This is a genomic window from Nocardiopsis sp. MT53, from assembly GCF_019598965.1.
Classification (GTDB): Bacteria; Actinomycetota; Actinomycetes; order Streptosporangiales; family Streptosporangiaceae; genus Nocardiopsis; species Nocardiopsis changdeensis.
The window spans coordinates 53,590-67,223 of sequence record NZ_CP080599.1 but is presented as its reverse complement, the minus strand read 5'-3'; the positions used below and the strand labels follow the sequence as shown (position 1 = coordinate 67,223).

At 74.8% G+C, this 13,634-nt stretch carries 16 protein-coding genes; 10 read left to right on the top strand and 6 right to left on the bottom strand.

The annotated features are described in order from the left end of the window. Positions 1–187 precede the first annotated feature (187 nt). The 5 genes from K1J57_RS00305 to K1J57_RS00290 all read left to right on the top strand — a co-directional run bounded on the left by K1J57_RS00305 (position 188) and on the right by K1J57_RS00290 (position 2,762). Positions 188–448 carry a hypothetical protein gene (locus K1J57_RS00305; RefSeq protein ID WP_220562492.1) on the top strand — a complete coding sequence of 87 codons (261 nt, stop codon included), beginning with the start codon at positions 188–190 and terminating at the stop codon, positions 446–448. Continuing rightward, the gene (locus tag K1J57_RS33220; RefSeq protein WP_255646754.1) at positions 445–576 is read left to right on the top strand and encodes a hypothetical protein; all 132 of its coding nucleotides are present in this window, start codon (positions 445–447) and stop codon (positions 574–576) included. The genes K1J57_RS00305 and K1J57_RS33220 overlap by 4 nt, the downstream gene beginning before the upstream one ends. Before the next feature lie 181 nt (positions 577–757). Continuing rightward, complete coding sequence (locus K1J57_RS00300; RefSeq protein WP_220562491.1) at positions 758–1,168, top strand: TraR/DksA C4-type zinc finger protein; 411 nt, start codon at positions 758–760, stop codon at positions 1,166–1,168. A gap of 29 nt (positions 1,169–1,197) precedes the next feature. Further along, on the top strand, positions 1,198–1,839 hold the full coding sequence (gene lspA / locus K1J57_RS00295; RefSeq protein WP_220562490.1) for a signal peptidase II: 642 nt from the start codon (positions 1,198–1,200) through the stop codon (positions 1,837–1,839). Further along, the gene (locus K1J57_RS00290) at positions 1,836–2,762 is read left to right on the top strand and encodes an RluA family pseudouridine synthase (protein ID WP_220562489.1); all 927 of its coding nucleotides are present in this window, start codon (positions 1,836–1,838) and stop codon (positions 2,760–2,762) included. Before lspA ends, K1J57_RS00290 begins: the two co-directional genes overlap by 4 nt. A gap of 116 nt (positions 2,763–2,878) precedes the next feature. On the opposite strand, the gene K1J57_RS00285 is transcribed toward K1J57_RS00290, so the two are convergent. Beyond that, positions 2,879–3,850, bottom strand: a complete 972-nt coding sequence (locus K1J57_RS00285; RefSeq protein ID WP_220562488.1) for a DMT family transporter — start codon at positions 3,848–3,850, stop codon at positions 2,879–2,881. A 73-nt stretch (positions 3,851–3,923) separates the two neighbouring features. Between K1J57_RS00285 and K1J57_RS00280 the strand changes: the two genes are divergently transcribed. Then, positions 3,924–4,844, top strand: a complete 921-nt coding sequence (locus K1J57_RS00280) for a LysR family transcriptional regulator (protein WP_220562487.1) — start codon at positions 3,924–3,926, stop codon at positions 4,842–4,844. A gap of 265 nt (positions 4,845–5,109) precedes the next feature. Here the strand turns inward: K1J57_RS00280 and K1J57_RS00275 are convergent, their stop codons facing one another. After that, positions 5,110–6,792, bottom strand: coding sequence for a thiamine pyrophosphate-dependent enzyme (locus K1J57_RS00275; RefSeq protein WP_220562486.1), 1,683 nt, complete (start codon positions 6,790–6,792; stop codon positions 5,110–5,112). A gap of 284 nt (positions 6,793–7,076) precedes the next feature. Between K1J57_RS00275 and K1J57_RS00270 the strand changes: the two genes are divergently transcribed. Beyond that, positions 7,077–8,324 (top strand): Nramp family divalent metal transporter, encoded by a 1,248-nt coding sequence (locus K1J57_RS00270; RefSeq protein WP_220562485.1) that lies wholly within the window; start codon positions 7,077–7,079, stop codon positions 8,322–8,324. Between the two features lie 45 nt (positions 8,325–8,369). On the opposite strand, the gene K1J57_RS00265 is transcribed toward K1J57_RS00270, so the two are convergent. The 3 genes from K1J57_RS00265 to K1J57_RS00255 all read right to left on the bottom strand — a co-directional run bounded on the left by K1J57_RS00265 (position 8,370) and on the right by K1J57_RS00255 (position 10,536). Next, entirely contained in the window at positions 8,370–8,684 is a 315-nt protein-coding gene (locus K1J57_RS00265; protein ID WP_220562484.1) for an AzlD domain-containing protein, read from the bottom strand. After that, positions 8,681–9,439, bottom strand: coding sequence for an AzlC family ABC transporter permease (locus K1J57_RS00260; protein ID WP_255646753.1), 759 nt, complete (start codon positions 9,437–9,439; stop codon positions 8,681–8,683). Before K1J57_RS00260 ends, K1J57_RS00265 begins: the two co-directional genes overlap by 4 nt. Before the next feature lie 239 nt (positions 9,440–9,678). Continuing rightward, a complete protein-coding gene (locus tag K1J57_RS00255) occupies positions 9,679–10,536 on the bottom strand; it encodes an AraC family transcriptional regulator (RefSeq protein WP_220562483.1) in 858 nt (285 codons plus the stop codon). Between the two features lie 56 nt (positions 10,537–10,592). On the opposite strand from K1J57_RS00255, the gene K1J57_RS00250 reads away from it, so the two are divergent. From K1J57_RS00250 to K1J57_RS00240, 3 genes are all read left to right on the top strand, one after another. Continuing rightward, positions 10,593–11,030 carry a GNAT family N-acetyltransferase gene (locus tag K1J57_RS00250; RefSeq protein WP_220562482.1) on the top strand — a complete coding sequence of 146 codons (438 nt, stop codon included), beginning with the start codon at positions 10,593–10,595 and terminating at the stop codon, positions 11,028–11,030. Positions 11,031–11,174: 144 nt separating this feature from the next. Continuing rightward, on the top strand, positions 11,175–11,843 hold the full coding sequence (locus K1J57_RS00245; protein WP_220562481.1) for a PaaI family thioesterase: 669 nt from the start codon (positions 11,175–11,177) through the stop codon (positions 11,841–11,843). Positions 11,844–12,150: 307 nt separating this feature from the next. Next, positions 12,151–12,387 carry a chorismate mutase gene (locus tag K1J57_RS00240; protein ID WP_220565254.1) on the top strand — a complete coding sequence of 79 codons (237 nt, stop codon included), beginning with the start codon at positions 12,151–12,153 and terminating at the stop codon, positions 12,385–12,387. 14 nt (positions 12,388–12,401) lie between these two features. Here K1J57_RS00240 and K1J57_RS00235 read toward each other — a convergent pair whose 3' ends face one another. Beyond that, a complete protein-coding gene (locus tag K1J57_RS00235) occupies positions 12,402–13,601 on the bottom strand; it encodes an endonuclease/exonuclease/phosphatase family protein (RefSeq protein WP_220565253.1) in 1,200 nt (399 codons plus the stop codon). Positions 13,602–13,634: the final 33 nt, after the last annotated feature.

Below are 13,634 nucleotides of genomic sequence, written 5' to 3'. Positions count from 1 at the left end.
GTGATCTTCGTGCCGGTCGTACCCCCGGGCTCCCACCGCCCCCGGGTCGCTCGGACACGTCGACCGCTTCTAAGCTGTGTCCGTCCGGTCGGGGCCGGCACTACTCGTCCCCATCGACACCTGGGCACAGGATAACGCAGCGCGGGGGCGGCGCCCCGCGCTTTTTCGACGGGGAGGGCGGAGGCGGGTGGCGGAGAACGTGCGCGGAACCGTCCTGGTGACGCTTGCGGACCGGGACGACGCCGAGGAGCTGGCCGAACAGCTCCTGGAGCAGGGCTACGAACCGTGCCTGGTGCACCGGGACATGCTGGCGGGGGAGGACGACGCCGAGGACGCCGACTGGGTGATCGAGGTGCGCACCGGCCCGCACGGCGGCCCGGCGGTGTTCGACGAACCCCACCTGGCGGCGCTGGCCGAGGACTACGGCGGCTTCGCCGCCGCCGAGTGACCGCCGCCCATCGCGGCCTCATCGCCCGGGAGCACCCGGAGAGCCCGGACGCCGACCGCCCGGCGGGGATCCGGGCGGGGCGGCCGGTGGCCGAGAGGGCCGGAGGCATCGTCGCCGCCGCCGAGTGACCGCCGCCAGGGGCCCCGCGCGCGTCCGCCGGGTGACCCCGACCGACGCCGGGGTCCGGGTCGTTGCCAAGGGGGCGGGGCTCGCCTAGGCTTCCCGGCACCACTCGCGGCTCCGCCCACGGGGGTGATCCCGCAGGTCGGCGGGGTACGGGCGGGGGCGCACGGTCGGGAGGTAAGTGCGATGAAGGCCACCGAGGCGGCGGATCTGCCGGTACTGCCCGGCGAGGAGCCGTGGACCCGGCAGGAGCTCGCGGGGGTCCGCGAACGCCTGGAAGACGACATCGCCGCCGCGCGCAGGGAGATCCGCCAGGTCGAGGAGCAGGTCGCCGAGCGGCTGGAGGACCCCGTGGACGGGGCCGGGGACGACCCCGCCGATACCGGGGCCAAGGCCTTCCAACGCGAACACGAGTTGGCGTTGGCCTACAATACTCGTGACCTGCTCGCCGCGAGCGAGCGGGCGATCGAACGGATGGACGCGGGAACCTACGGGGTCTGCGACTCATGCGGACGGCCCATCGGCAAGGAGCGCCTCCAGGCGTTCCCGCGGGCCACCCTGTGCGTCTCCTGCAAACAGCGCGAGGAGCGTCGCTGACTGAGGTAGAGCCCTCCGGGGACAGCAACATGACCACCGCCCGCACACCGGGGGGCCGCCGGCGGCGCTACCTGCTGCTGGTGCTCGTCGCGCTCGCCGCCATCGGCGTGGACCTCCTCACGAAGGAATGGGTCCTGGCCACCTTCCAGGAGGGCGAGCGGCTCGACGTCATCGGCGAGGTCGTGCAGTTCACGCTGGTGTACAACACCGGCGCCGCGTTCTCCATGGGCACCGACCACACCTGGGTGTTCACGACCATCGCCAGCATCGTCGTCCTCGTCATCGCCTACATCGGGCTGCGGGTGCGCAGCGTCTGGTGGGCCGTGACCTTGGGCCTGATGATGGGCGGGGCCGCCGGGAACCTCGTGGACCGGATCTTCCGCGAACCCGAGCCGTTCCACGGCGCCGTCGTGGACTTCGTCAAGGTGATGGACTTCCCGGTGTTCAACGTCGCCGACTCCTGCGTGGTGGTCGGCGCCTGCCTGGTCGTCCTGCTGACCTTCAAGGGCGTGGAGCTGGACGGCAGCATCGTCTCCGACGACAAGGACGGCGACAGGGCCGGCGGCGGGGCGCGGGACACCGCGACCGCGGCCGAGGGCTCCGCCGAGGGCCGGACCGGGGACGACACCGCTCCCGGCGACGACACCACCACCGAAGGGAAGGGCCAGTGAGCGACACCCGCAGCCTGCCCGTGCCCGACGGGCTGGAGGGCGACCGGCTCGACTCGGCGATCGCCCGCATGTTCGGGCTGTCCCGCACCCGTGCGGCCGAGCTCATCGTGGACGGCAGCGTCCTGGTCGACGGGTCCGAGGCGGGCAAGTCCGACCGCGTCCGCGCCGGCGCCTGGCTGGAGATCACCCTGCCGCCGCCGCCCACCGCCCCCGTGCCGCGCCCCGAGCCCGTCCCGGGCATGCGGATCGTGCACGAGGACGCCGACATCATCGTGGTCGACAAGCCCGTCGGGGTCGTCGCCCACCCCACCGTCGGCTGGACCGGCCCCAGTGTCCTGGAGGGCCTGCTGGCCGCCGGGATCCAGGTGGCCACCAGCGGCGCCGCCGAGCGCCAGGGCATCGTGCACCGCCTGGACGCCAACACCACCGGGCTCATGGTGGTCGCCAAGAGCGAGACCGCCTACAGCGTCCTCAAGCGAGCCTTCAAGGAGCGCACGGTGGACAAGCGCTACCACACCCTCGTCCAGGGCCACCCCGACCCGCTGCGCGGCACCGTCGACGCGCCCATCGACCGCCACCCGGCGGGCGACGGCCGCTGGGCCGTGGTCGCGGGCGGGCGCCCCTCGGTGACCCACTACGACACCCAGGAGGCGTTCCGGGCCGCCAGCCTGCTGGAGATCAAGCTGGAGACCGGGCGCACCCACCAGATCCGGGTGCACATGTCGGCGCTGCGCCACCCGTGCGTGGGCGACATGCTCTACGGGGCCGACCCCACGCTCGCCGAGCGCCTGGGGGTGCGCCGCCAGTGGCTGCACGCGGTGCGGCTCGGGTTCGACCACCCCACCGAGCACCGGCCGGTGGAGTTCTCCAGCCCCTACCCGGAGGACCTGGAGCGGGCCGTGGAGATGCTGCGCGAGGACTGAGCCGCCCCCGGCTCCCCGGCCGGTGCGGACACCGGGCCGGGCGGGGCCGGGCACGGCACGCGAACGCACGAGGGGCCGCCGGACATCCGTCCGGCGGCCCTCTCCCGTCGTCCCGGTCAGCCCCGGGGCGGCGGGGCGACGGGCCGGGTGCGCACCAGCCCCTGGCACAGGGCCGCGCCGACGATGATCACCAGCGCCCCCAGCGGCTGGTTCCACGACAGGGTCTCGCCCATGAGGACGATCCCCGCGGCGATCGACACCACCGGCGCCACGTAGGTGACGGTGGTCGCGACGGTCGCCCCCGCCTCCCGCAGCACCGCGTACTGGAGCACGTAGGCCACCCCCGTGCCCATCACCCCCAGGACCAGGACCGAGGCCACCACCTGCCAGGTCACGTCGGTCGGGGCGTCGGTGGCCACCGGCACCAGCACCGCCAGCGGCACGGCGGCCAGCAGCAGCTGCAGCGCCGACAGCTCCAGGGCGCCGTGGGAGCTGCCCGCCACGAACCGGCGCAGGTACGGGGTGCCGATGCCGTAGCAGGCGGTCGCCGCGACCACGAACCCCATGCCGACCATGGCGTCCCGGTCGCTCACGCTCACCTCGCCCAGGGAGTTCCACACGCCGAACACCACGAGCACGCCCAGGAAGCCGATCCCCAGCCCGAGCACCCGGTCGCGGTCGGGGCGGCGCTCGTCGGGCAGCAGCAGCATCGAGAACACCACGCCGAACAGCGGCGTCGCGGCGTTGACGATGCCCATCACCGCCGAGGGGATGAGCTGACCGGCGTACCCGAACAGCGTGAACGGGATCGTGTTGAGCAGCAGCGCGGCCACGAACATGTGGGCCAGCAGCCGCGGCGAGGTCGGCAGCCGGCCGCCGCGCAGCAGCACCACCGCCAGCAGCGGCAGGGCCCCGGCGACGATCCGGCCCAGGGACAGCTGCATCGGCTCCAGGGACTGGGCGGCGACCCTGATGAAGACGAAGCTCATGCCCCAGATCAGGGCCAGGAGCGCGAACTTGACCCGCCAGTCGGCGGTGAGGCGGCGGACCCCGGCGGACGCGGCCGGGGAGGGAGAGAGCACGGGCATGGAATGTTTGTACCGCGCACCGATGTGTTAGGTCTACTTCGTATTTCTAAACGAGTGAGTTAGTGTTCCTTACATGCTCAGTGTCGACCGCCTCCGTGTCCTCCACGCCATCGCGGCGCACGGCTCCCTCAGCGCCGCCGCCGAGGCCCTGCACGTCACCAACTCCGCCGTCTCCCAGCAGCTCTCCAAGCTCGAACGCGAGGTCGGCCAGCCCCTGGTCGAGCGCAACGGGCGCGGGGTGCGCCTCACCGACGCCGCCGAACTCCTCGTCGAGCACGCCTCCCGGATCCTCTCTCTGGTGCAGCGGGCCGAGGCCGACCTGGAGGCCCACCGCGACCACGTCACCGGGCACCTGCGCCTGTCCGGCACCCCCACCGCGGTGCGCGGCATCCTGCCCCAGGCCCTCAACACCCTGCGCGAGGCCCACCCCCGGCTGCGGGTCGAGCTCTTCGAGGAGGAGCCCCACGAGAGCCTGCAGTCGATGGCCCGCGGCGAGGTGGACCTGTGCATGGTCATCGACTGGATGGGCTCCCCGCTCGCCCTGCCCGAGGGCATGAGCCGCGCGCCCCTGATGGAGGACGTCGGCGACATCGCCCTGCCCGCCGACCACCCCCTCGCCCACCGGGAGATCCTCGCCATCGACGAGATCCTCGACCTGCCCTGGATCAGCTGGTCGCGCGGGTCCATCTGCAACGACTGGCTCTACGACATGATCCGCTCGCGCGGCGGCGAGCCCAACGTCATCCACAACGTCGAGGAGCACCAGACCAAGCTGGCCCTCATCGCCGCCGGGATCGGTGCCGCCGTCATGCCCCGGCTGGGCCGCGGCCCGCTCCCCGACGGGGTGCGGGTGGTGCCGGTGCAGCCCGCCCTGGTCCGCCAGGTGTACGTGTTCTGGCGCACCGACGCCTCCCGCCGCCCGGCCATCCGCGCCACCGTCCGCGCCCTGCGCGAGTCGGCCGCCGCCTACGACACCCGCCCCGTCCCGGCCTGACGCCGACGCCCGGTCCGGGGCCCGGGCGGAGCCGCCGCGAGCGCAGGCGGGCGCCGGCCCTGTCGGCGTCCCTGCCCGGGACACCTGCCCCGGGTAGCCGGGAGAGCCGTGCCTCGCGCGGGCGTGCGGACAGGCGGCCGCATCGGCGTCCCTGCCCGGGACACCTGCCCCGGATGCCCCTGGGAGGAGACGGGTCGCGCGGGCGGGCGCCTCCCGCCGCTCCGTCCGGGGGCCGGCCTCAGGGGCCGGACCCCGGACGGGACGGTCAGCGTGGGGCCTGGAGGAGTTCCGTCAGGGTCGCCGAGGGGCTGATCACCTCGGGGTCGGTGCGTACGTCCACCAGGGTCGGCAGGTCCGCCGCCACCGCCTCGCCCAGCACCTTGACCAGCTCCTCCCGGGTGTGCACGGTCTCCCCGCGCGCGCCCAGCGAACGGGCGTACCCCGCGAGGTCCAGCGGCCCGCCGATCCGCGTCCCCGCCAGCCGGCCCAGCTCGCGGGCCTGGTGCATGGCGATCGTGCCGTACAGCCCGTTCTGGAACACCACCACCGTCACCGCGGCGCCCTCGCGCACCGCCGTCTCCAGCTCCTGCCCGGTCATCAGCGCGCCGCCGTCGCCCGCCACCGCCACCACCGTGCGCTCCGGCTCGGCCAGCTTGGCGGCGACCGCGGCCGGGACCGCGTACCCCATCGCCCCGCTGGTGGGCGCCAGCTGGGTGCGCGGGTGCCGGAACCACCAGCCCCGGTGCAGGAACGACGCGAAGTTCCCGGCGTCGTTGGTGACCACCGCGTCCTCGGGCAGCGCCTCGCGCATCCCCGCGATCACCTGCCAGGGGTGCAGCCCCGGCCCCTCGTGCGCCTGCGTCTCCACCGGCACGGCCGACGACTCCACCCAGGCGCGCCGGGCCGCGCTCCAGTCCCGGTAGGGGGCCTGGAAGGGGGCCTCGGCCAGCTCGCTCAGGGCCTCGCCCGCGTCGGCCACCACCGACGCCCACAGGTCCAGGTGCGACCCCGGCCGCCCCGGGTCGATGTCGATCCGCGCCACCTTGGCCCGGGCCGTGTCCGGCAGCCGGTACCCCTGGGTGGTGGTCTCGCTCAGCCGGCACCCCACCACCAGCACCGCGTCGGCCTCCGACAGCGCGGCCAGCGTCGCGGGCGGGGCGCCCAGCCCCAGGTGGCCCAGGTAGAGCGCGTGGTCGTTGGGGAACACGTCCTGCCTGCGCCAGGCGGAGTACACCCCGGCGCCGAACCGCTCGGCCACGCGCACCAGGTCGGCGCGGGCGCCCCGGGCGCCCCCGCCCGCCACGATCACCGGCCGCACCGCCCGGGTCAGCCACGCCGCCAGCCGGTCGCGCTCGGCCCCGCCCAGCGGGGGCCGGGGCGGCTCCGGCGGCCGCGGGACCGCCGCCGGTCCCACCACCTGTCCGAACAGGTCGCCCGGCACCGCGATGGACACCGGACCCGGGCGGCCCGAGCGGGCCACCCGCAGCGCCTCGGCGGTCACCTCGGCCAGCCGGTCGGCCCGGTGCACGGTGGTGGACCACTTGGTGATGGGCGCGTAGAACGCGGTGAGGTCCACCTCCTGGAACGCCTCCCGCCCCAGCCGCTCCGTCTCGGCCTGGCCCAGGAACACGACCATCGGGGTGGAGTCCTGGTGCGCGGTGTGCACCGCGACCGCCAGGTTGGCCGCCCCCGGGCCGCGGGTGGCCGCCGCCACCGCCGGGACCCCGGTGAGCTTGGCGTCGGCCTCGGCCATGAACCCGGCGCCGCCCTCGTGCCGGGTGGACACCAGGCGCATGCCGGGGTGGCGGTCGATCGCGTCGGCGAGCTCCAGGAAGCTCTCGCCCGGGACGGTGTAGCAGCGGCGGACGCCCGCGGCGGCCAGGACGTCGACCACCGCCTGCGCGGCGGTGCGGTCGGGGGGCGTGGGTCGGTGGTCGGCTGTGGCCATGGGGGTGGGTCCCTTCCATCGTCGCAAGGTCCGCTCGGCGCGTCCGGGATCCGCCGGACGCCCTTCAACGACCTTTCCAGGCACCGTGAAGCCGGGTCAAGGAGCACCCCGGGCGCCTGTGGACAACCACCCCCGAACCGCCCCCTGTGATCCGTGTCATAGAGATTCGGGCACGGAAGGGTCACGGAGGGCATTGTCACCTTTGCAAGTGGTGTGTCCGCTTCTAAAGTGCTGCGAGTCCGCGGTGGAACCGGTCCGCCATGGGACACAACGGAAGGACACAGGTGGCCGCCACCGAACAACGCAAGGCGACGTGGAAGCAGATCGGTCCGGGCATCGTCGTCGCGGCCACCGGCGTGGGCGCCGGAGACCTGGTCGCCACCCTCATCGCGGGCAACCTCTTCGGTTACGCCCTGTTGTGGGCCACCATCGTGGGCTGCATCGTCAAGATCTCCCTGGCCGAGGCGACCGGCCGCTGGCACCTCGCCACCGGGCGCACCATCTTCGACGGCTGGACCAGCCTGGGCCGCTGGACCTGGGCGTACTTCGGCGTCTACGTGGTCCTCTGGGGCTTCGTCTACGGCGCCAGCGCCATGTCCGCCACGGCACTGCCGCTCTCGGCCCTCTTCCCGCAGGTGCCCTTCAACGCCTGGGCGATCCTCGCGGGCGTCTCCGGCCTGGCCATCGTCTGGTTCAACCGGTACGCGATCTTCGAGAAGATCATGATGATCTTCATCGGCGTCATGTTCGTGATCGTCGTCGGCCTCGCGATCTACGTCGGCCCCAACATCGGCGAGGCCGTCACCGGCCTGGTCCCGCTGCTGCCCGAGGGCTCCCTCTTCTACACCCTGGGACTCATCGGCGGCGTCGGCGGCACCATCACGATGGCCGCCTACGGCTACTGGGTCAACGCCAAGGGCTGGCGCGACTCCGGCTGGATGCGCATGATGCGCATCGACAACCGGGTCGCCTACATCACCACCGGCGTCTTCGTCATCGCGATGCTCGTCGTCGGCGCCGAGCTCCTCTACGCCAGCGGCATCGCCCTGTCCTCGGGCGACCAGGGCCTGCTCGACCTGGGCGAGGTCCTGCGCGACCGCTTCGGCGGGTTCGTCGCCACGCTGTTCCTCGTCGGCTTCTTCAGCGCCGCCTACTCCTCGATCATCGGCGTCTGGCACGGCGTCAGCCTGCTCTTCGCCGACTTCGTCAACCACGTGCGCGGCCAGAGCGACATGGACCCGGGGGCCACCGAGAAGAGCCTGCCCTTCCGTGCCTACATGCTGTGGCTGACCTTCCCGCCCATGCTGCTCCTGCTGCTGGGCCGCCCGGTCCAGCTCATCATCGCCTACGGCGTCCTCGGCTCGTTCTTCATGCCGTTCCTCGCCTTCACGCTGATGTGGCTGCTCAACTCCTCCCGCACCCCCGCCGAATGGCGCAACGGGTGGATCTCCAACACCGGCCTGGCCATCGCGGGCGGCCTGTTCCTGGTGCTGTGCGGATACGAGCTCTACGGCGTCATCACCGGGGAGTGACCCCGGCGCGGGGGCGGTCCCTCCAGGGCCGCCCCCGCACCGCGTTCACAGCCCCAGGGCCCGCAGCCCGGCGGTGACCGCGGCCGCGGCCAGCACCACCACCAGGAACGGGGCGCGCAGCGCCAACGCGGCCACCGCCGCGCCCACCCCGCCCATCCGGGCGGTGTCCCAGGCCAGCGCCTGGCCCTCGCCGCGCAGTGCCTCCACCGCGATCAGCGCGGCCAGCAGCGCCAGCGGCACCGCCGTCGCGAACCGGCGCAGCCAGGCGTTGTCCAGCAGGCGCCGCGGCGCCGCCAGCCCGGCGAACTTCAGCAGGTAGCACCCGGCCGCCGTCGCGACCAGCACGATCCACAGCGTCACGACCGCACCCCCTCGCCGTCGTTGTCGGACTCCTTCGCGTCCGCGGCCCCGGGGGCCGCCGCGGGGCCGGCCACCCGCATCTCCGGCCCGACCAGGGCGATCAACGCGGCCGACGCGGCCAGTAGCACCGGCACCCCCGGCGGCAGCAGCGGTGTGGCCGCCAGGGCCAGCCCCGCCCCCAGCCCGGCGATCAGCCAGGTGCGGGCGCCGCCCTCGCGCAGCCGCGGCCACAGCAGTGCCAGGAAGATCGCCGGGCCGACCGCGTCCAGGCCCAGCGCGCCGATGTCGCTCACGCGCTCCGTGGCCAGAGCGCCCACCAGCGTCGTGACCACCCACGACGTCCCCAGCACCACATAGGTCGTGGTGAACGCCAGTCGGGCCGAGGCCCGGTCCGGCTGGGCCAGGGCCACCGCCGTCGTCTCGTCGATGACCCCGTGCGCGGCCAGCGCCCGCCGGAGCCCGCCCCGCAGGTCGAGGACGTCGGCCAGCCGCAGGCCGTACAGGGTGTTGCGGGCGCCCAGCAGCAGGGCGCCCAGCGCCCCGGCGACCAGGTTGCCGCCGCCGGCGACCACGCCGATCAGCGCGAACTGGGAGGCTCCGGTGAACATGAACATGCTGGTGAACACGGCCTGGGCCGGGGACAGCCCGGCGGTCGCGGCGGCGGTGCCGAACGCCAGGCCGGCGGCGCCCACGGCGACGCCGACCCCGAGGCTGTCGCGCACCGCGGGAGAACGGAGAAGGGAGATGGCTTTCACGCCGCCCCACGCTAGGAGCCGGGGCCGCCCGCCGTCTTGTACGTTCTTGCACCCGCCCGGCACCGCGTCCGGTCGGCGCCGCGCCCGCCCGACCCCGGGCCACCCGGCACCGCGCCCGGCCGGCACCGCGCCCGGCCGGCACCGCGCCCGGCCGGCGCCGCGTTCGGTCGGCACCGCGTCCGATCCCGGGCCGCCCGGCCGGCACCGCGTCCGACCCCGGACCGCCCGGCCGGACCGGCTCAGCGCCCGGCCAGCGCCCGCCGGTACGCGCCCGGGGGCACCCCCAGGTGGCGGCGGAAGTGCCTGCTCAGATGCGCCTGGTCGGTGAACCCCACCTCCACCGCCACCTCCGAGGGGGCCCGCCCGGCCGCCAGCAGCGTCCGGGCGCGGTCCACCCGCAGCTGGTTGAGGTAGGCGTGCGGGGGTAGCCCGTAGGCCCTCGAGAACGCCCGGGACAGCGCGAACGGACCCAGGCCCACCGCGGCGGCCAGCTCCTCCAGGGTCGGCGGGTCGGTGAGCCGGGACGCCAGCACCTCCCGCGCCAGGGCCGTCTCGGGCCGGGCCTCGCGGGTCCGGACCCGGGGCGGGCGCTCGCGGCCGTGGGAGCGCAGCAGCGCCGCGATCCCGCGCCGCGCCAGGGAGGAGGCCCCCAGCCGGTCGCCGCGTTCGGCCGCCAGGTGCGCCGCGTGCAGCAGCCGGGACGCCTCGGGCGCGTCGATCCCCGACTCGCTGAACGCCGGGGTGCCCCGCAGCCCCAGCTCCCGGGCGATGCCGACCACCACCTCCGGCCGGGGGTAGAACACCCGGTACGTCCACCCCTCGGGAACGCCCGCGTGCCCGGTGTGCACCTCGTCCGGGCCGACCACCGCCAGGCCGCCCGGCCCCACCCGCGAGGTGCCGCCCGGGTGGGCGTACTCCTCGACGCCGCCGGTGATGACGCCGAACGTGTAGGTGGGGTGGGTGTGCCGGGTGAAGTTGGTGGTGACGAACCGGGCGGTGAGCATCTCCGTGTCCGGCAGTCCGGAGAAACGCCAGTAGCGCGCGCGTTCGGCGCGGGGGTCGTCGACGACGGGGTGGACCGTACTGGGCATGCCCATACGCCCAGGTTAACGTCGGTTCCTCCGCGGTGCCGCGCCGGTATTACGCTGCGCTCATGACCACGACCGAGATCAGGCAGGCGCGCGACGACCGCGACCGCGCCGCAGTGTTCGTCATCCGGGGCGCCGTCTTCGTCGCCGAGCAGAAGGTGCCCGTCGCCGAGGAGTGGGACGACCGCGACCCCGCCGCCCTCCACCTCCTCGCCCTCGTCGACGGGGTGCCCGCGGGCACCGTCCGCGTGGTGGAGCAGGACGGGGGAGCGGGCCTGCTCGGGCGCATGGCCGTGCTGCCCGAACGGCGCGGCACCGGCCTGGGCGCCGCCCTGGTGCGGGCCGCGGAGGACCTGGCCCGCGAACGCGGGCTCGCCGCCATGGAGCTGCACGCCCAGACCCACGCCCTGGGCTTCTACGAGCGGCTGGGCTACACCGCGCACGGGGAGGAGTTCCTCGACGCCGGGATCCCGCACCGGCACATGGTCCGCGACCTGGGCTGACGCCCCCGGAGTGCCCCCCGTCTCCCCTCGGTGTGACGGGGGGCGCACCCCCGGCCGCGGGGCGATCGGAATACCACCGAGTAGGATTCGGTTTCGGGTGGTGGCCCCCACCACCAGTGCACACGCCGACCCGACGAGGAACACATGACGGTCAACACGCAGCCGGCCACCGAACGCCCCGACCCCCGCGCCTTCGGCCTCCCCGTGGTCGAACAGGCCGACATCCCCGCCGAACTGCGCACCCTCGTCGGCCGCGTGCACGCCCTCATCGACACCGTCGCCAACACCACCGAGACCGACCCCGCCGTCCTCGCCGAGGCCGCCGCCGCCGTCGAGGAGGTCACCGACCGCCTCGCCGCCGCGCCCCGCCGCCAGATCGGCACCATGGTCCGCCGCGACCTCCCCGACGGCGACAGCGAGTACGGCACCATCACCAACATCGTCGCCGGGGACACCAACCCCGCCGCGCCGCCCCTGTCCCTGGTCCCGGCCGCCGGCGGCGGGGTGCACGGCGAGGTCACCCTCGACACCGTCTACCAGGGCCCTCCCGGGCTGGTCCACGGCGGCTGGATCGCCGCCCTCCTCGACCAGGCCGTCGGGACCGCCTCCTCCCTGGCCACCTCGCCCGGCCTCACCGCGCGGCTCGAGGTGAACTACCGCAGGCCCACCCCGCTGTTCAACCCGCTGGAGATCACCGCCGAGGTCGAGCGCACGGAGCGGCGCAAGGTCTACGTCAACGGCCGCATCCGCGTCAACGGCGAGGTCACCGCTGAGGCCACGGCCATCATGGTCCGCGTCGAGGTCCCCGAATAGGGGACCGGCCGGGGGCGCGCGTGCGCGCCCCCCGCGGACACGCTAGGATCACGCACATGACCCACCGCTATCACGTGTTTAGCGAGCCGACGCTCCCGTCGGCCGCCGACGACACGTAGGCGGAGACGGGAACGTCGGCAACAGAGCACTCGGGCCCCCGGCCCCGGTGCTCTTTCGCTTTCCAGGCGGCCGACACCCTCCCGCACGGGACCCCGTACGGCCGCACCCACCGCGACCGGAGGCCACCGTGCACGACCAGACGTCCACCACCAGCGAGATCGCCCGCCTGCGCGAACACATCGACGCCATGGACGCGCGCCTCGCCGAGCTCCTGGAGCAGCGCGCCCTCGTCGCCGCCCGGGTCCAGCGGCTCAAGCCCGTCGGGTACTTCGCCGGACGCGACATGGACCGCGAGCGCCGCCTCGTCGAGCGCATGGCCGAACACGCGCCCCGCCTGGGCGCCGACCGGCTCGCCGCCATCATGGACAGCGTCATCACCGCGGGCCTGGCCGCCGCCGAGGAGGAGGCCGCCCGCGACCGCTGACCGCGCGGGGGCCGTCAGCGGGACACGTCCACCCACACCAGGCGGTGGTCGGAGACGGGGAACGGGGGGCCCGCGCCGGCCAGGCGCGCCAGCGGGTCGTCCGGCGCCGGCCAGAACACGCCCCGGTCGCCCACCGCCAGGTCCCGCGAGGGCAGCACGTAGTCCACCCGCAGGTGCCCCGGCGGGGTGTCCTCGGTGAAGGCGTCCCCGTGTCCGGGGGCGCCCGCCGCGCTCCCGGCCCGGCCCCGGCCGCCCTGGGAGTGGGGGAGCGGGTCCGCCACCCGGGGGTGGGCCAGCAGGCGGTCGATCGCCCCGGGCAGGGAGGAGCCGTTACGGGGGTCGGCGTTGAGGTCCCCCGCCAGCACGAACGGGGCGTCCGGCGCCAGCCCCCCGGCGGTTCCGGCGTCGTCGCGGACGTAGCCGTCCGCCCCGGGCGTCAGGTAGTCCGCCCAGAACCGGATCTCGTCGTGGTTGCGCAGCACGTTGCGGCGCTCGGGGCCGTCGAACGCGGGCGGCGTCGGATGCGAGGCCAGCAGGTGCACCGGGCGGCCCCACCCGGTGTCCACCGGCAGGTCCCAGTGGCTCTTGGACGACAGCCGCGCCGCCGCCCACGCCCGCGGCGACAGGAACGGCTCCCCGCTCGCCGGGTCCACCGGGACCAGCGCCCCGGGCATCGCCGCCCGCGGCAGCAGCCGGAACGTGCGCGCCCGCTCCGCGTCCAGGGGGTACCGGGAGAGCACCGCCATCCCGTACTGGCCGGGGAACCGGCCGAACCCGAACGCGTCCCCGGCGTAGGCGTCGCTCCCCGGCTCGACCACCACCCGCCCGTCGCCGTCGAGATCCTGCCCGGACGCCACCCCGGTGTTCACCGGCGCGGTGAAGACGTGGGGGAACTCCACACCCTCGGAGCCGTTCCACCCGCGCTCCAGGTACTCGCGGACGAACAGCTCCAGGGCCCGGCCCGTCGGGTCGTGGTCGAACTCGTTCACCAGCAGCACGTCGGGGCGCACCCGCTGCACGGTCTCGGCGACCGCCCGCGCCAGCCTCCACCCCCCGGAGGCCAGCGCCGACGCCATCGCCCCGGGCCGCTGCCGCGACAGGGCCGTGTTGAAGGTCGCGAACCGCACCGACCCGGCGGGAACGGGCGGCGGCACCGACGGGGACACCGCCACGGCGGGCGCGGCGGCCGGCACGTCCTCGGAGGCCAGGACCATGGTGGCGGTGGACGCGGGAAGGAGAGGTCTCAC